Raw genomic sequence first — 18463 nt, 5'->3', positions numbered from 1 at the left:
TGGAGGATTAGGCAAACAATACGGAGAAGTGTGCTACCAACAAATCGCAGCGACTATCAATACTGTTGGCGATTCATCACCTTATCGGGAGCAAACGTATGAAACGTCGTCAACTTGGAAATAATGGTCTAGAAGTCTCTTCTGTTGGACTGGGCTGTATGGGCATGTCTGACTTTTATGGCAGCAGCGATGAAATGCAAAACATGGAAGTTTTGACACATGCACTGGATATTGGTGTTAGTTTTTGGGACACCGCGGACATCTATGGTCCTCATACGAATGAGCTGCTCTTAGGGCAGTTTTTCAAACAAAACCCCAGTGCACGTCAACAGGTTCAACTGGCAACAAAGTTTGGGGTTGCAAGGACAACCGAGGGCGAGTTTGTAGGGGTAAATGGTCGGCCGGAGTATGTCAAATTGGCCTGTGACGCTAGCCTCAAGCGTCTGGGGGTTGATCACATCGATCTCTATTACCAGCACCGTATTGACCAATCGGTACCCATTGAAGAAACCGTCGGGGCCATGGCTGATCTAGTGAAAGCTGGAAAGGTACGTTATTTGGGATTATCTGAGGCCAGTCATCGGACAATTCAGCGGGCGCACCAAGTTCACCCTATTTCAGCGGTACAGATGGAGTATTCATTGTGGAGCCGCGAAGTTGAAACGGAAGTGTTACCCACGTGTCAGAAGCTCGGCATAGGTTTGGTCCCTTATAGCCCTTTGGGACGAGGCTTTTTAACGGGCGCAATTCGTCAAAGGGAGGACCTGCAATCAGATGATTGGCGTTTGAACAACCCCAGATTTGAAGAGGCTTCGCTGCAAAAGAACCTGGCACTGGTGGATGCTGTGATGCATCTGGCTGAAGTAAAAGGGTGTACGCCTGCCCAATTGGCATTGGCCTGGTTGTTAGCACAGGACCCGGCCATCGTGCCGATTCCCGGGACGCGCAAAATCAGCCGTCTAAATGAGAATACTGGGGCTAGTGGGATTGTGCTGTCTAATCAGGAATTGACCTCATTGACTAACGCTATCAGTGATTTATCTGTATCGGGGGCTCGGTACCCTGTTGACCATCACTCTTCACTATTTGCTGACACACCAGAGCCAGTGGAGGAGTGATGGTGATTCAGCCCTCCCGTTGGACCGGAGGGCTAACTTGTTGAATATGGATAGAGGATTCATGTTTTGTGATGGGAGTAGTTAATTGATCTGAGTCAATTGATTCAGATCAAATGTTCTACCAGTTAGTCGCTGGATAATCGCCTCGAAATAACAACAAGTGGTTAACACAATGAAAACAATAATTGCATCTAGTGTTCTCAGCGCATTACTCCTTACAGCTCCACTTGCTCAGGCCCACCAAGCGGGAGATTGGTTGGTGCGTGGCGGTATCATCAACGTGTCGCCAGACGATAGCTCAGGTAACGTATGGGTCGATGGTTTAGGCTCTACCGATATGGGCGTTGGCGTCGATGACGACACGCAGTTAGGTCTTAACTTCGCCTACATGGTGACAGACAATATTGCGGTTGAGCTGCTGGCAGCAACACCTTTTACCCATGATGTAAATTTGGAGAACTCACAGCTGGGTTTGGGTGACGGCAAGTTGGCTGAAGTGACGCATCTGCCACCGACTTTGTCTGCTTTGTACTTTTTTGGTGATAGCCAGACCAAGTTCCGTCCTTATGTCGGCTTAGGTCTTAACTACACCATCTTCTTTGATGAAGAGTTCACTGGTAGCCGCAAAGAGCAAGGGTTCAACGACCTGGACTTGTCTAACTCATTCGGTTGGTCGGCTCAGCTTGGTGCTGATTACAGCTTAAACGATAACTGGTTTATCAACGCCCAGGCGCGTTACATCGATATCAGCACCGATGCCGACTTTAAAGTAGGTGATTCCAAAGCCAGTGTCAGCGTAGATATCGATCCTTGGGTGTATATGGCCAGTGTCGGCTATCGCTTTTAGACAGGGCTGAAGCATTTGCAAAATGGCGGGTATATCCCGCCTTTTTTATGCCCTAGATCTATTCGCTTTTTTCCGGCGACTCTTTTGGCAGGCGGATCTCAAACACAACACCTTGCCCCTCAGCACTGTCACAGTGGATCTCACCCGCCAGATTTTGCGTGATCAGGTTATAGATAATATGCAGACCCAGGCCACTGCCGCCGTCGCCACGCTTAGTGGTATAGAAAGGCTCAAAGATTCGACCAAGGTGCTCTGTGGCGATTCCTTTGCCATCATCTTTGTAAGTAAACAGTAGATGGTCGCTCTGTTCGGCGACGTCGATGGTTATGTTGCCCGCTTCGCTGGGAGTGAAGCCATGTTTGTAAGAGTTCATGATCAGGTTAGAGAAAACCTGCCATAGAATGCCCGGGTAACTCATCATCTGCAGATTGCTACCACAGCTTATTTCTAATTCTACTTGGTAGTTTTTGAACTGTGGCTGCAGGCTTCGTTTTACATCATTGAGCGCACATTCCAGGTTCAATAACTGCCTGCTCTCCTGATGTTGGTCGACGGCTACCTGTTTGAAGGTTTGCACCAACTGCGCGGCTCGATGCAGATTGTCATGGGCGAGATTCAGAGCAGTTAAATTCTCATTAAGGTAGTTCTCCAGCTCGCTCTTTCTCATCTTGCCGGATTCAAGCAATTTAGTTTGTTGTTTGGTCTTTTCAGTGACCATGGAGCAGGCAGTAATGGATACGCCCAGAGGTGTGTTGATCTCATGGGCGACACCGGCGACCAGGTTCCCCAGCGCTGCCATTTTTTCGCTTTCTATCAGCTGGTTCTGAGTTTTTTTCAGGCGTTCATATGCTTTGGCTAACTCACGCTGCTGTTCACGCTCCTGACTGACGACCTGATTGTAAGCGTTGTACCAGTCCACCAACCGCTTGATTTCAGTAATTGAATACTGACTATCGATAAAAACAGTGCTGGCGGTTTCATTGGGGTCGTTTTTCCTATCCGTGATGCTTCTTATCGGTAGAATCACGCGACGAGCAATGTACACAGTCGTGATGGCCATCAATGCCAATGAGAATGCCAGACATCCAAGGGTAAGATGGCTGATTAATATGGCATTTTTTTCCAGCGTGTTAAGTGGAATGATGCCTACAATGTGCCAGTCTGTGTTGGGTATCTGACTGACTACAGCACGCGCAATTTCGTCCTCATAGGTGACCACTTCCTGGCCAGTAGTATCGGAAATGTCGTTCAGTTTTAACTCTGGCATCGTGCGGCCGATACGGGACTGCAGTGGGTGATACACCACGCGGTTCTTACCATCGAGAATGGTGTGGTACATCATCGATTGATTTTTGGCGTAGGTGAAATCGTAGAAGGCACCCACCGAGTACTTCAGAATTAAGCTACCCGCGCTGATATAGCTTGCAGATGCTTCATCAAATCGTTTGATCTGATAGAGTGCTGGAATGATCAGCCCTTCATTGGATTGCTCATGGGGGTTTGACTCTAGCCCGAGCCAGCACAGAGAGAGCTCAGTTGATTCACAACGTTGCTGCCAGTCTGCAAGCAGGGCTTTATCCGTGTAATTTTCGGAGGTCTCTCCAACACCAAGGATGGTGTCGCCCACCACGATCTCAAGTGCCAAAAGACTGTTAGTGTTGAGCAGTACCCGTAATTCTTCTTCAATTTGAAATTGAATTTTTAGTCTCTCAATACCGCTGGGCTCTCGTGTCGTCAGGGTTTCCAGCAGCGAGTTGACGGTGGCGTTTTGGCTGATGTTGTAAGCAAGGCGAGCAGCGCCGCGAGTAAAATGCTCAATTGACAATGCGCGTTCTTCAATAATCTCTTTTGTCAGGTTTTCTGCCTGGTGGGTAAGGCCTGTGACTGATAGGTAGTAGCTAGCACTTCCGAGAAAAATCAGGGGTAAAAACGTACTGAACGCCATATAAACAATCAATCTTGATTGCAGGCGTGCAAACCACCGAATTAACTTCCCCATCTACTAAATATCCTTGGCTGTAATCAGTTTCACATCAACTATCACTTCGTCCTCAACCTTTTCTCCTCGCAACTGTTTGGCGGCAGCAACAACACCCGCATAACCCTGCATCTCGGCTTGTTGATCTATGGTTGCCATCATCCAGCCATCCTGGATTGCAGTACGCGCGTCGGGAATATCATCGTAACCTGCAATTTTGATCTGCTTGAGCTTGTTCTCCTGCAGGTAAAGCGCCGCGCCCAATGCCATCATATCGTTAGCACAAAAGATCAATGCCAGATCTGGGTGTTCATTGTGAACTCGCTTGGTGATCGCATATGCCTGCTCCAGATGCCAGTTGCCAACCTCAGAGCCGACTATGTTGACGCTGGGTGATTCGGCAAAAGCCCGTTTAGCCCCTTCCCGTCGCTGCCTGGCATTAGCTGCAGCGCGTGGCCCTTCAATAATCAAAGCCTTTCTCTGGCCCAGCAGTTTTGTTTTTTCTACCAAATGCTGGGCCGCCAGGTACCCGCCCTGATTATTGTCCACAGATACAAAGGGGATGGGTGACAAGCCTGCGTTGGCGACCGCTTTTTGACTAATACGGTTGTCGATATTGATTAGTTTTATCCCTGCCAGACTTGCCTTTTTCAATACGGGAACGATCCGGACCGAATCAGCCGGGGCGATCACAATGGCATCGATCCCCATTCTCAGTTGTTTATCGATCAGCTCCGCCTGTTGCTCTACCAGTGTCTCATTGGTGCCTGAGCGAACGATCAGTTCAATGCCTTGCTCTTTTGCTGCGCGTTTCGCCCCCTTTTCCAACTCAAGATAAAAAGGGTTAACCAGTGACTTCATCACCAACAATACTTTTGGCTTAGCGCCTGTGGCGGCATCGGGTTCGGTAGGAGTTGGATCGCTACAACTGATAGCAAAAAAGGAGGTGAGTACGACGAGCAGACGACTGACATAGGACACGGCAACGACCTCACTGATATTACTAATGCTAATAATAGGATGTTTTAACATGCCTGTTTGCGCTTCCCTTACGAAAAAGCCCGGCACTGGCCGGGCTTGAGCAACAAGGTGTCTGTAACGTGACTAGAAATGGCGGTAGGAGACACCCAGGTAATACTCATCGCCTGGTGTGTTATAGCCGTATACGTTCTCGTAGCTTTCATCAAACAGGTTGCTGGCCTTGGCACGGACAGTCCAACTATCAGTCACAAAGTAAGCAACGCCTAAGTTGACCAAGTGGTAGTCGTCGAGGCGTTGGCCTGCGTCGGTGCGTTCGCCGTGATACTCATATTGGGCGAGGAATTCGAAATCCTGCCAGTCATAAGTCACCTGATAGCTACCGGTCTTGCGAGCGCGTCGAATCAGTTGTGAGCCGGTGGCTTTGTCTTCAGCATCAACGTAGCTGAGGGTGGCTCGGTGACCCAGACCCAGCGCACGATAACCCAGGGTTACTTCGCCGCCCGTGATGGTTACTTCACTTACATTCTCAGGGGTACAGTTCCAGAACTCGTCGCAGATCCACTCGATGAGATCATCCACTTCGGTGCGATAAAGGCTGGCGGTGGCATTAACGCCCCAATATTGTGAACGTACCAGCAACTCGTAACTGTCGGCGGTCTCGGAGGTCAGATCCGGGTTGCCCTGAGAACCAAAGGATTCAGGGTAATAGAGGTCGTTGAAGGTGGGTGCTTTAAAGCTGTGTCCAGCATTCAGTGCGACCAGCAGTTTGTCGGTAACGTGATAACCCAGACTGGCGTTATAGGTAGTTTCAGAGTCGATGTTTTCAACATCGTCATAGCGAATTGCTGCCTCAGCGATCCATTTCTGATCCTGGAACTGAGCGTTGGCAAACACCGCGGTGACATCACGTGAGTCTTCAGCAAAGTCAGTATTGGCACTGACCTCTTCCTGGTAATAATCGATACCGGCGGCTACGCTGAAGGCGCTGTATACCTGATATTGATTGATCCAGCTGACCTGGTCGCGGCGGGTTTCAAAGAAGTCGCCATCACCTTTAGCGATGCCATTGCCGTAGTTTTCGTTGTAGTCACGGCTTTGGGCGACGGACAATACGCTGTTCCACTCATCACGTTGGTAGTGCGTGCGCAGCTGCCACAAATGGTTTTTGTAGTCGGTGCGATTTGCACCAAAGCTATTGTCATAGTCGTTGGCGCCGTCATCGATTTGTGCAACCCAGTCCAGCGTCAGTTGGTCGTTGATGCTGTAGTCACCACGAATCGCAGCAGAGAGACGGTCATAACCATCATCATCGGTTTCGTCGTCCTTGCGGGCATCAAAACCGCGGCTGTCCTCGGCGCTGGCACTCAGGGTGGTGGTGCCGCCGGCGTAGCCGATACCTACCTGACCATCACCAGCGATGAAGCTGTTGGTGCCGGTTTCTACACCTAACTGGAACTCTCCAGCGTTCAGTCGACGAGTAAAGATATTAATGACACCACCCAGCGCATCAGAACCCCAAAGTGACGCGCGAGGCCCCTTGATCACTTCGATTCGCTCGATCTGCGCAATAGGCAGATTTTCGATCGCTTTGTTACCCAGAGTAGCGGAGCCAGTACGAACGCCATCGACCAGAATCAGGGTATGGTCTGAGCTGGTGCCCCGGGTAAAGAGTGAAGTCTGTTGGCCTGCGCCACCTTGTCTGGCAACATCAAGACCTGCCACAGTGGATAGCAGGTCAGCCAGTGACTGAGGTTGAAGCTTGTCGATATCATCGCGGGTGATCACTTCAACCGCCGCCATGACGTGATCTACCTGCTGTGGTACTCGGCTGGCAGTCACAACAATATGTTCAATATCGTCGCTTTCTCTGGGCAGCACATCGTCTGCCATGGCTGAGGATGAGATCAGGCCACTGAACAATAGAACGCCTGTTGCCCAATGAGCTTTAGCTGTTTTGCCGCTTAACAATTGAAAGTGCATTGTGTTCCTCTTTGTTGGCGCCCTCCGCGCCTGTTGTTATGTATGTGGTCTTTACACCACTATTTGCATTGCGCCGGTTCCGGACTGACACCTGAAAAATATTTCAGATGAATACCGTTGCGGGGGCAGTGCCAGAGTCTCGCTGGCTTCCCGTGCGCAATACCCTTTAATTGGCGCGCTTTGCTGTTGCTGCACGCGCTGTCATTAACACCTCGCACATCCGATGCATGCCATCGAGTGCGCGCGGTGAGAATCTGTGTAACAGATCGCCATCAATACTGTAGATCTGCTTGTTTTTTACGGCAGGTAGCTCCTGCCATTTATCCCAAATCATCGCCGTGGCCTTGGATGTACCATGGTCCTCGGGGCGAACAATGACTTCTGCGTCAGTGAGTAGCACTTGCTCCAGACTGACCTGAGGATAAGCGGTGCTGGCATCTGCCATCACGTTTACACCACCGCAGCTATGAATCATTTGGTGGATCCAGCTCTCTTTGGAAATGCTCATCAGCGGATTGCTCCAAAGTTGGTAGAAAACTTTAATTGGTGGCTGTTGCGCATACGCATTACGCAGTCCCGCCAGACGTTCTAAAAATGCCGTGGCTGCCTCTTTGGCTTGCTCCTGATGACCCAGCATGTCACCCAATTCACTGATCTCGTCGGCGATCTGCTCCAGAGATTCGGGCTCGCTGTGGTAAATAGTAAAACCAAGCTTTTTGAGCTGTTCGATATCACCGGGTTGGTTGCCGCCTTTCCACACCACGATCAGGTCCGGCTCCAATTCCAGAACTCTGTCGAGTTGAATGCCGTGATAGCCGCCGATACGGGGAATGCTTAAGGCTTGTTCGGGGTAATCTGCATACTCTGTGGTGGCGACGATCTTATCGCCGGCACCGATAGCAAAAAGCATCTCAACAGCGTGTGGGGAGAGGGCAACTATCCGTTCAATATTTCCTTCAACAGTCCGTTCAATAGGACGTTCGATCGGTTTTGCCATCGTTAGTGCTGGGCTCAGCGTGAGCAGCACCAACAGTATCCACTGCTTCATCCTTGGATTCATTACGGACGCTCCTTGTTTGATGAGGAAAGGCCAGCGATAGCCATCAGTTTATCGATATCCAGATGTTGTTCGAACTGGTCTGCCAGGTGATTCAATTGCTGCTCGCGACACTGAGCGATATCCAGGGTTTCAACGGCTTTTCCATAGACCCAGCTGAGTATTGCAGCGCATGCATCAGGCTTATCAAGTAGCCCATGCAGGTATGTGCCAATGACTTGGCCATCATGGCTGATAGCGCCATCGGCTCTGTCACCGAGCAGGATGAGAGGTTGGCTGAGTGCCGGGCCATGACTTCGGCCCGCGTGGATCTCATAACCGGCGACTTCCGCTTGGCTGTTATCCAGTTGCAGCTGCCCCTCACAGTTCACCAGCGCCTTGTTTGCTGTTAGCTCTGTGTGCATCGACAGGTAGCCTAAGCCTTGGCTTTCGCCTGCGGCACTTTCAATGCCCTGAGGATCTTGAATTGTCTCTCCAAGCATCTGGAAACCGCCACAGATCCCCAGCAGCTTGCCGCCATAGCGAAGATGACGGGCGATCTCTTTGTCCCATCCCTGGCTGCGGATAAACGCCAGATCGTCTCTTACCGATTTACTTCCCGGGAGTATGATAAGGTCAGCTTGTGGCCAAGACTGCCCCATGGTTACCCAGATTAGATCGACATTCGGGTTTAAGCGCAGCGGATCCAGATCGGTATGGTTACTGATCCGGGGTAGCACAGGCACGGCCACTTTGACGACAGCGTCCTGAGTTGACTGGTCAGCACGGATCGCATCCTCGGCGTCTAACTGCAGATCATGCAGGTAGGGCATGACCCCCAGCACCGGCTTGTTGGTGGTTTGTTCCAACCAGTCCAAGCCTGATTGCAGCAGGCTGATGTCACCTCGAAAACGGTTGATGATAAAGCCTTGGGTACGAGCCTGCTCTGAATCCGACAGGAGTGCGAGAGTGCCATACAAGTGTGCAAAAACGCCGCCACGATCAATGTCTGAGACGATGACCACAGGACAATCGACTGCTTCGGCAAATCCCATATTGGCGATGTCTCGGTCACGCAGATTAATCTCGGCGGGACTGCCTGCACCCTCAACCAGAATCAGGTCATATTGATCTGATAGGCGCTGATAGGCATTGAGTACGGCAGGCATGGCGATCTGCTTGTACTGGTGATAATCCGTGGCATCCATTGTGCCGACCGGGTGGCCATCCACAATTACCTGCGCACCGATATCCGTGTTCGGTTTGAGCAGCACCGGGTTAAAGTCGGTATGTGCTTCGACGCTTGCCGCCACCGCTTGCAGGGCTTGTGCTCGACCTATCTCGCCGCCGTTAGCGGTGACCGCACTGTTCAAAGCCATATTTTGCGGCTTAAACGGCGCGACTTTGTAGCCTCGACGGGCAAACACTCTGCACAGACCGGCAACCGTAATACTTTTGCCAGCGTCTGACGTGGTTCCTTGGACCATCAGGGTAGGAGCATATTTACGCTGGCTCATCAGATCCCCTTACTGGCACGGCGGCGCAAAATGATCAGGAAGAACAGGCTGCCCAACGCCGACGTAATGACGCCAACCGGCAGCTCCTGATCGGGCAGTAGCTTCCTAGCCAGCACGTCGATCCAGACCATAAACAGGCCTCCGGTCAGACAGGTAGCCAGCAGGTTGCGCATCACATTGACGCCCAGCAGCATGCGCACCAGATGTGGGATCATCAGACCAACAAAGGCGATACCGCCACAGTAGGCCACCAGGGTCGCTGTTATCAGTGAGCTGAGCAGTAACATGCCGATGCGAAGTTTGGCGACATCGACACCCAGAGTGCGTGCACTCTCTTCACCGGCTAAAACGGCGTTTAATTGGCGAGCAAAGCCGAGAAACAGCACTAAGCTGGCGCCGGTTATTAGCAGCGGCAACCAAAGCGTGTCCCAGCTGGCACGAGTAAAACTGCCCAACGTCCAGAACAACACTGAGGCTGTGGCTGACGGTTCGCTGGTGTAGAGTGCTAGGCTGGTGACGGCGCTGAACATAAATGAAATAGCCACACCAGCCAGCAACATACGCTCGATTTGGTTGCCTCCGGGGCGGCTGCTCATGGCGACTACCAGAGCAACCGACAATGCACTGCCCACGAAGGCACCCATGGGCAGGGCGATAGTTGCGCCGAGGCCAAGGACTGCAATCACCATGACGGCACCAAATGAAGCGCCAGACGAGATCCCAAACAGGTAGGGATCGGCCAGAGGGTTACGAGTGACGGTTTGAAGCACTGCGCCGGAAAGTGCCAGGCCGGCCCCAGCGATAAACGCAAGCAGAACCCGGGGTAGGCGAATGTCGATAATGATCTTCTGTTTGATATGGCTGATATCGCATCCGCCACCCAACTGCGCGCAGGTGGCGCGCCATACATCGGCAAACTCTATTTGCGCGGCGCCGAAGCTGGCTGCCAGCATGGGTGACAGCAGGGCGATAATCACGAGAGCCGTGATGGCCGAAACGCGAAACATCGGAAAGCGCCAGAGCAACTCAGTCATCGGACACCCCAGACGAGTTGTTGCCATGATCGCCGGAACGGTATCCGTAATGGTAAGTGATCCTTGGGTGGCCATGGTCTGGGTGGCGGTCAATACTGCTGCAGACGCCAAATACGTTGGCCAGAGTGGCCTCAGTTAGCACTTGATCCGGAGAGCCTTGCTCAACCAGTTCTCCCTGATTGAGTAACAGCAATTGATCGCAGAATGCACTGGCTAAATTCAGATCATGGATGGAGGAGAGCACTGTGGTTCCCAGATGTTTGGCTAGCTCCAATACTTGGATCTGGTACCGCACATCCAAGTGGTTAGTGGGCTCATCCATCAACAAGAGTTTGGGGCGTTGCACAATGGCGCGGGCAATAAGTGCACGCTGTTTTTCACCGCCTGAGAGTTGGTCAAAAGGCTGTTTCGCCAATGCCGTCAGGCCGACCTGATCAATTGCATCATCGACCAGCGCGAGGTCCGCGGCGCTGTCAAACTCGAATGCGCGCTTATGCGGGGTGAGTCCCATGCGCACCACATCGCGCAACCTTAAACCAAAGTTGCCTGTGGTTTCCTGCAATACCACAGCAATCTGGCAGGCAATTTCACGGGCCGAACTGTGCCATATATCTTGACCATTTAGCTGTATACGCCCCTGCGTAGGACGGTTAACTCGGTACAGACAGCGCAGCAAACTGGATTTACCGGCTCCGTTGGGGCCAATCAGACCGACAAAGCTACCTGGGGCGATTGCAAAACTTATATGCTCAAGAATGGCACGCGCATCTGCCTGCCAGTGCAGATTCTCAACCTTAAGCAGTGAGTCTGCATCAGCATTGGCTGACTGCGACTGTCTTTGCGACGTTCGGGTGGATGTTTGCAACGTGATCCGCCTGGTACCTGTATCAGTATGCGTATACGGACAGATATTTGCTGAATACCAAATACGGGTCAGGTGGCGGGGTCATCAGGTGGCGCGCAGATGGCGCAAGACTGGATAACACTGCCCTGAGTAACCCGCTCAGGAAAAGCAAAAAGCCGTGTTTATACTTGCAGAGGCAGGTCTCCTGGCTCACAGCATTAGGACGTTTCGTCCCGGCTACATACCTTCCCAAACAACACAATCTGTTCAGTGGTTTCTCAAGTTGAGATTGTAGCGCTCTGTTCACAGTTGCGGGTACAGCCGCGGTATTACACCGCGTTCCCTTTTAAGCCTGTATGGCACCTTTGCAAGGTGTGTTGCTGCTGTCTCTGAGTTATCAGTTTTTGCGCAAGCCAACACATCAATGGGGCGAGATTATCCGGTAAAACTTATGTAACAACAAGTTTAGAACGCTCGTTTATGTAAAGGCTAGTGAGCCCAGGCCAACCCCACTACCGAGCCATTTTCGTAATGCCCACTGCGAACAGGGTGCAGGGGGAGAGAAGCTAACCCTTGAAGCAAGATCGCCAGTACGGATCCGTGAGTGACCACGGCGACGGCCTGGTCAACATGGTTGCCAGCGATATCCGCCAAGGTTTGTTCGCTGCGATGCCAAACATCTCTGACACTTTCGCCTCCCTGCGGCGTCGCGTCTGGTGAGCTATCGACGTGCAGATTACATAAGGCCAGTTGTTGTGCTGTCATTTCTGTCAGCTGCATCCCCTGAAGTGGACCGAAGTGGCGTTCTCGCAAACCTGGTAACTGGGTCAATGACAACTGGTGTCGGTTGGCAATCAATTGTGCAGTATCGTTGCAGCGTCCTAGGTCACTGGTGTAAATGGCACTCAATTCGGTACCTTCTAATAGCCTGGCGGCTTGTTTTGCCTGGTCCCAACCTTTATCGGTTAACGGGCTGTCGAGGTGCCCTTGCAGGCGAAGGGATTGATTCCATTCCGTTTCGCCGTGCCTGACCAGGTAGAGGTGTGTTATCGCCATCTCAAATCATCATCCATGTTACGTCTTGGGTAGCAATAGTGCTGCCAGCCACATGCTCATCGTGATGCTGGCTAACATCGTAGACAAAAGTACCGCGGCTGCCACTTGCGGTTCAGCCTGTTTATGCTGATGGGCAAATGCATAGGCGTTTATTCCCACCGGTGTAGCAGCTAAAAGAATGACAACTGCACCCACCTCGTAATCACTCGGCCGCCACCAATACCAAGTCATGACCCAAACCAGTAATGGCATCAAAATCACTTTAAGAGCGCTCATCACTATGACCCGAAAGCCGATGCCTTTAAGTGAATATTTTGCTAACGCTATGCCCAACACCAATAAAGAGCAAGGAATGGCGGCATCACCCAACCACTCAAGGATGGTTACCATACTTCGTGGTAGTTCCAACTCAAGCAGTTTTGCCAGCACTCCAAGCAATATCGAGGCGACCAGTGGTGTGGTAATGGTATTGAACAAGGCTTTAAGAAACGCTTTCCAATGTGGGCCTTGTTTTTGGCCTAGCTCTAACGCCAGGCCGCTGATGGTAAACAGCAGGGCGCTGTGAAAACCGATAATGAGAAAAGCTGGCGCCAGCGCTTCATCGCCGAATACTGCGAGAATGCAGGGGATACCAATCAGTACGTTATTGGAGTAGGTGCTGCCCAGCGCCACACAAGACTTTTCCGCCCCAGTCAGGCGCCACCCACAAAGGCACCAGGCCAGGATAAATATTGCTAGTTGTGGCAGGTAATAACTGCCGAATAAACCCCAGGGGATCTTACTCGGCCACTCAGCATTAAAGCTGCCGTAAAACAGCAGAGCGGGCACTAAAAGGTTAAATGTCAGTGCTGCAATGCCCTGATAGTGTTGTGTTGCGAAGCCGGCAAAACGCCCCATCAGCCAGCCAATTAAGATGAGACTGAAAACGGGCACAAAGATAGTAAATACCGGCAGCATGGCGTCACTGGTTGGATGTGTGGGACAGATTACTCTAGCGACAAACCTATGCTTTAACAATGAATTAGCAAAGGCTATAGGAACTAATTTGGTGAAAAAATGAACGCAAGGGGAAAACTCTGAAATTGATCACAGGTTTGCCCATTTTCTAAACAAACATGTCGGTGAAGCGCCTGATTGTTGCGTACGCTTGAACACCTAATACCAATAAAAATCTAATCAAGCTAATCAATTGGGGAAAAGCAAAATGAGTGACAAACAGGAACTCTACCTGCCATCTGAAAGCGTGAAAGAAAACGCCACAATTAAAGACTATGAAGCCTTGTACAAGCGCTCGATCGAGGATCGAGAAGGTTTTTGGGCGGAGCAGGCCAACGAACTGGAGTGGTATCAACCCTGGGACAAGGTGCTGGATGATAGCAACAAGCCGTTTTATAAATGGTTTGTCGGTGCCAAAACCAACATCGTTCACAATGCCATCGACCGTCACCTGCACTCGGCAACACGGAACAAACTGGCCATTATCTGGGAGAGTGAAGCGGGTGAGATGCGCAGCTACTCCTACTATGCGCTGAACCGTGAAGTCAGCCAGATGGCCAATATCCTTAAGAGCATGGGGGTCAAAAAAGGCGATATTGTCACCATCTACATGCCGCAGATCCCAGAGCTGGTATTTGCCATGTTGGCCTGTGCCAAGATCGGTGCTGCACATTCTGTTGTGTACGGTGGTTTCAGTTACGAAGCCCTGGCGGCAAGGATAGAGGATGCCAATAGTCGCGTGTTGATTACCGCCGATGGCGGATGGCGTCGTGGTAAACCCTCGAACCTGAAAGCGATCGCCAATGAGGCGATGAAACGCTCGCCGACCATCGAGGTGTGTATCACGGTGAAGTACAACGCACTGGATGTGGAAATGGAGTCAGAGCGGGACTTCTGGTATCACGATTTGAAGGCTCTCCCCATCGCTTCGCCCAAGTGTGAAACTGAAGTGTTGGACTCGGAAGATATGCTGTTTGTGCTCTACACATCGGGTACAACAGGTAAACCTAAAGGTATGGTGCACACTCATGGCGGCTATAGCGTTTATACCTCGACCACCCACCGTATGGCATTTGATATCAAACCTGACGATCGTTGGTGGTGTGCTGCCGACCCCGGCTGGATCACCGGCCACAGTTACATTGTCTATTCGCCACTGATCAATGGTTCAACCATCATGCTCTATGAGGGCGCACCGAATTATCCCTATCCGAACCGCTGGTGGCAGATGGTCGAGAAATACGGCATTAACGTGCTGTACACCTCTCCGACGGCTATCCGTGGCCTGATGCGTTTTGGTGACCAGTGGCCGAAGAAACATGACCTTACCAGTCTGCGTTTGCTGGGCAGTGTGGGTGAGCCGATAAACCCTGAAGCGTGGCGCTGGTTCTATGAAGTGATTGGTGGCAGTCGCTGCCCCATCATCGATACCTGGTGGCAGACTGAAACCGGTGGTTTCATGATCTGTCCGCTGCCTATTACCCCACTCAAACCGGGTTCGGCTACCAAGCCGTTTTTCGGTAATGAGATCTCTGTGGTTGATGACGAAGGTAACGAGGTGCCCGCAGGCGAAGAGGGTAAACTGGTTATCAAGAATCCGTGGCCCGGCATGGCGCGCACCATTATGGGCGACGATGACAGGTACGCCGACCTCTATTGGGGGGATTATGGCGATAAGGATTACTACAAGGCCGGTGATTCCGCCAAAATCGATAAAGACGGTTACATCTGGGTGATTGGCCGTATGGATGAAGTACTTAAAGTCTCCGGTTATCGTCTGGGTACTGCTGAGATTGAGAGTGCCTTGGTCAGCCACCCACAAGTCTCTGAAGCTGCGGCCATTGGTTTGCCTCACGAACTGAAAGGTAACGCGATCCACACCTATGTGATCCTCAAAGACGGTGTGGTGGGCACACCAGAGTTGTCGCAGACACTCAAAGAGCATGTGGGCTCCGAACTAGGCCGTATTGCCCAACCGGAGGATGTTGCTTTTGTGGATGCGCTACCTAAGACCCGTTCCGGAAAGATTATGCGGCGGGTGCTTAGAGCCCGTGCGTTGGGGCAAGATGAGGGCGACCTGAGTACCCTTGAGGAGTAGGCGATTTATCTGCTTGGCCCCGCTCAAGAGCGGGGCTTTGCCCTATGGTTCCAACTCGTAAGTTTTGCTCAGTCTTAGATAAGAGGTTCAGATGCCTGTTTGTGTGGTGACCGGTGCAACCGGGTTTGTCGGCAAGTCTTTGCTTCGTCAGTTGGTAAGCGCAGGGTGGACAGTGCATGCACTGAAGCGCTCAGGCAGTGATCTTTCTGAGTTGTCGGATCTCAATGTCACCTGGATTGAGGCTGACTTACTGGACATAGAGACCATCGAGGATGAGTTCCCGTCGCCTTGTGATGCATTATTTCACCTTGCGTCTGATACCAGCGCGTGGCGTAGAAACGATGATAGACAAACGCGCGTGAATGTCGATGGCACGCGTGCATTGCTAAAGCTTGCCAAGCGAATGAAAGTCGGCCGATTTATCTATACCTCGAGTATCTCGGCGTATGGTTTTCATAATGAGGCCATTACTGAGTCTTCTGCCAAACTCGGGCGCAACAGCGGCATCAACTACCTGCATACCAAATGCCTGGCCGATGAAATGGTGATAGCGGCAGCCGATGAGCTGGACACCGTGGTACTTAACCCTTGTCATATTATGGGCCCCGGCGATCGCCATAACTGGGCGCAGCTGTTTGACTTGATAAAGCAGCAAAAGCTACCAGGTATTCCTGCTGGAGGTGGCCCGTTTTGTCACGTGGATGAAATCGCCAGAGCCCATTTGCTGGCATATGAAAAGGGCAAGCGTGGTGAGAACTATATTCTCGACGGTGAATACCATTCCATGGCAGATGCTTGCGCTTTGATTGCGGAGCAACTGGGAGTGCCATTAGCTGCAAGGGTGATATCGCCAGGACTGTTGACCCTGCTTGGATACCTTAAACAAGCGGTGGCGGGAATAACCAACAGGGAGCCTGACATTACGCCGGAGAAAGCTGCCATGGTGTCTAAGTTGATACGGGTTGATAGTCAGAAGGCAGTTGATGAATTGGGGTATAGAAATGATATTCCACTAACGGTCATTATTGCTGATGCGCTATCTGACCTTCAAAGCTCTTAATTGGACTGCAGCCCGTTGTCTAGATTGGAACTGATGCCTCGCTGAAACCTCTTTTTGTGCTGTTAACCCCACTTCGACGTTTAAATTTTGACCAAATGCTTCGTTTGTCTAACGAAGTGTAAAAACAACACTAGTATTTAGGTACTTCTATGCCGATAGAGGCATATGTTTGCTTGTCAGCGAGCCCAAGAAGTTCGCGACCAATAAATTAAGCGCAATGACCCACCCCATTTAGTTTGGTAAAGGCCTGGTTTATGAATTTGTTAAGTAGTCTCTCCATCGGTAAAAAGATCTCAATTATAACGGTGGTCGCTGTCGTCAGTTTTGTGGTGTTGCTAACGGTGATCAGTGCCAACGTCAGCTCAAATTCCGATCGACTGAGTCAGCTAAAGAACCAGCTCTATCCTATCTTGCAAGAGGCTCAGTCCAATGTAGTGATGTTGGATCAAATGGCTGAAAGTCTTCGAACCGCTGTGATGATAGGCGAAGTGGAAATGCTGGAAGGTGCGGACCTCCAACTGGAGAGCCTTAACCAGAGTTTATCGACACTTGCAGAATTGGGTGCCGAAAAACAAGACTTGCTACCTATCACTCAAGAGTTGAAGAATTACTATCAAAGTGCAAGGGATCTGGCATTTGGCATGATTGATGGCAGCGTTTCTATGGATCAAATGGCAACGCAGGCGGCAAAAACTAATCAGCAGCTTGAGCAACTCCAAACACTGCTTGCTGATTTTAAAGCAACAGCGCAACAGAAGGTTGATGAAAGCATTGAGCAGGCCAATCAAACCTCACAGTCGACTCTTACATTTTCTTTAAGTCTAGGCATTGGCACCGTGATTTTGGTGGTATTTATCGGCTGGTCTGTGTCTGCCAACATCACCCGCGGTGTCCGCCGACTCAGCCGTTCACTGGAAGAGATTGCAAGCGGCGATGGAGATCTGACTGTTCGAGTGAGTTACGAGGGCAAAGATGAACTCGCGGACTTAGTTAACTATTTCAATCAGTTTATTGAAAAGCTACAGCGTCTTATCAGTGAAACGGTTTCCAGTGCCCGGGCATTAGGGGAGATGGCTGATCAGCTTTCTAGAGTCAGCGCTCAAGCCAACGCCAACATTGCCTCCCAAACCAATGCAATTGAGCAGACGACAGGTGCACTTAACGAGATGTTTATAAGTGTCAGCCATATTGCTGAGCATGCTGCTGAAGCATCCAGTTCCGCAACTCAGGCGAGTGGCGATTCAAGCCAAGGCTTGCAGTTGATGGAGGCGAGTGTCAGTACGATTAACGAGTTAGCCAGCGAAGTAGAAACTACCGCTGCTGAGATTTCTAGATTAGAGAGTTACACCAGCAATGTTGGCATCATCCTCGATACTATCCGTGGCATCGCAGAACAGACAAACCTACTGGCCTTGAACGCAGCTATCGAAGCGGCTCGAGCCGGGGAGCAGGGCAGGGGGTTTGCTGTAGTTGCAGATGAAGTGCGTTCACTGGCATCGCGAACCCAAGATTCTACGCAAGAGATCCAACAGGTACTGGAAGAACTACAGACTGCTTCTAAGTCCGCTGTGGAGTCTATGGGGCGCGGCACCGACATGGCCAACCACAGCGTGTCTCAAGCAGAAAATACGGGTACCTCCTTAAACAATATTACCAGTCAGGTCGAAGCTATTTCGGGCCTGAATGAGCAGATTGCTGCGGCGACAGAGGAGCAAAATCAAACGTCAGAGTTGATACGCACCTATGTCGAGGAGATCCAGCAAATGGCGCAGGATGCGATGAGTAGCACCTCTGAACTAGAGGGGGTTAGTCAGTCGCTGCTTGGTGTTAACCAGCAGCTTTCCCAAGTGGTTAACCAGTTCAAGGTGTAAAAACTATAAGGTGCGGGATACGCACCTCCCTATTTCCTTTGGAGTTT

General features: G+C 51.1%; 13 protein-coding genes, 1 pseudogene and 2 riboswitches. Of the genes and pseudogenes, 5 read left to right on the top strand and 9 right to left on the bottom strand.

Features of this window, described 5'->3' with window-relative positions; translation table 11 throughout:
* Nucleotides 1–98: 98 nt before the first annotated feature.
* Entirely contained in the window at nt 99–1118 is a 1020-nt protein-coding gene (locus ABEA14_RS09445; RefSeq protein ID WP_345339713.1) for an aldo/keto reductase, read from the top strand.
* A gap of 172 nt (nt 1119–1290) precedes the next feature.
* Entirely contained in the window at nt 1291–1965 is a 675-nt protein-coding gene (locus ABEA14_RS09440) for an OmpW family outer membrane protein (protein ID WP_345339712.1), read from the top strand.
* 58 nt (nt 1966–2023) lie between these two features.
* Here ABEA14_RS09440 and ABEA14_RS09435 read toward each other — a convergent pair whose 3' ends face one another.
* The 9 genes and pseudogenes from ABEA14_RS09435 to ABEA14_RS09395 form a co-directional block, all read right to left on the bottom strand.
* Nucleotides 2024–3964, bottom strand: a complete 1941-nt coding sequence (locus ABEA14_RS09435) for an ATP-binding protein (protein ID WP_345339711.1) — start codon at nt 3962–3964, stop codon at nt 2024–2026.
* Nucleotides 3965–3967: 3 nt separating this feature from the next.
* Complete coding sequence (locus ABEA14_RS09430; RefSeq protein ID WP_345339710.1) at nt 3968–4975, bottom strand: substrate-binding domain-containing protein; 1008 nt, start codon at nt 4973–4975, stop codon at nt 3968–3970.
* A gap of 72 nt (nt 4976–5047) precedes the next feature.
* Nucleotides 5048–6904 (bottom strand): TonB-dependent receptor domain-containing protein, encoded by a 1857-nt coding sequence (locus ABEA14_RS09425; protein WP_345339709.1) that lies wholly within the window; start codon nt 6902–6904, stop codon nt 5048–5050.
* 54 nt (nt 6905–6958) lie between these two features.
* A riboswitch (cobalamin riboswitch) is annotated at nt 6959–7118 on the bottom strand.
* A gap of 111 nt (nt 7119–7229) precedes the next feature.
* A pseudogene (locus tag ABEA14_RS09420) lies at nt 7230–7814 on the bottom strand (cobalamin-binding protein); the annotation flags it as partial.
* 149 nt (nt 7815–7963) lie between these two features.
* A complete protein-coding gene (locus ABEA14_RS09415; protein WP_345339707.1) occupies nt 7964–9457 on the bottom strand; it encodes a cobyric acid synthase in 1494 nt (497 codons plus the stop codon).
* Nucleotides 9457–10491 (bottom strand): FecCD family ABC transporter permease, encoded by a 1035-nt coding sequence (locus ABEA14_RS09410; RefSeq protein WP_345339706.1) that lies wholly within the window; start codon nt 10489–10491, stop codon nt 9457–9459. The genes ABEA14_RS09415 and ABEA14_RS09410 overlap by 1 nt, the downstream gene beginning before the upstream one ends.
* On the bottom strand, nt 10484–11356 hold the full coding sequence (locus ABEA14_RS09405) for an ABC transporter ATP-binding protein (protein ID WP_345339705.1): 873 nt from the start codon (nt 11354–11356) through the stop codon (nt 10484–10486). The genes ABEA14_RS09410 and ABEA14_RS09405 overlap by 8 nt, the downstream gene beginning before the upstream one ends.
* 157 nt (nt 11357–11513) lie before the next feature.
* A riboswitch (cobalamin riboswitch) is annotated at nt 11514–11717 on the bottom strand.
* 107 nt (nt 11718–11824) lie between these two features.
* Nucleotides 11825–12391, bottom strand: coding sequence for a histidine phosphatase family protein (locus ABEA14_RS09400; protein ID WP_345339704.1), 567 nt, complete (start codon nt 12389–12391; stop codon nt 11825–11827).
* An 18-nt stretch (nt 12392–12409) separates the two neighbouring features.
* Entirely contained in the window at nt 12410–13348 is a 939-nt protein-coding gene (locus ABEA14_RS09395) for an AEC family transporter (protein ID WP_345339703.1), read from the bottom strand.
* 247 nt (nt 13349–13595) lie between these two features.
* On the opposite strand from ABEA14_RS09395, the gene acs reads away from it, so the two are divergent.
* From acs to ABEA14_RS09380, 3 genes are all read left to right on the top strand, one after another.
* Complete coding sequence (gene acs, locus ABEA14_RS09390) at nt 13596–15485, top strand: acetate--CoA ligase (RefSeq protein WP_345339702.1); 1890 nt, start codon at nt 13596–13598, stop codon at nt 15483–15485.
* A 91-nt stretch (nt 15486–15576) separates the two neighbouring features.
* A complete protein-coding gene (locus ABEA14_RS09385; RefSeq protein WP_345339701.1) occupies nt 15577–16545 on the top strand; it encodes an NAD-dependent epimerase/dehydratase family protein in 969 nt (322 codons plus the stop codon).
* A gap of 254 nt (nt 16546–16799) precedes the next feature.
* The gene (locus tag ABEA14_RS09380; RefSeq protein ID WP_345339700.1) at nt 16800–18416 is read left to right on the top strand and encodes a methyl-accepting chemotaxis protein; all 1617 of its coding nucleotides are present in this window, start codon (nt 16800–16802) and stop codon (nt 18414–18416) included.
* Nucleotides 18417–18463: the final 47 nt, after the last annotated feature.

The organism is Corallincola platygyrae (genome assembly GCF_039544265.1).
Lineage (GTDB): Bacteria > Pseudomonadota > Gammaproteobacteria > Enterobacterales > Neiellaceae > Corallincola > Corallincola platygyrae.
The sequence above is the reverse complement of the archived record's forward strand: the minus strand, read 5'-3'. Positions and strand labels throughout refer to the sequence as shown.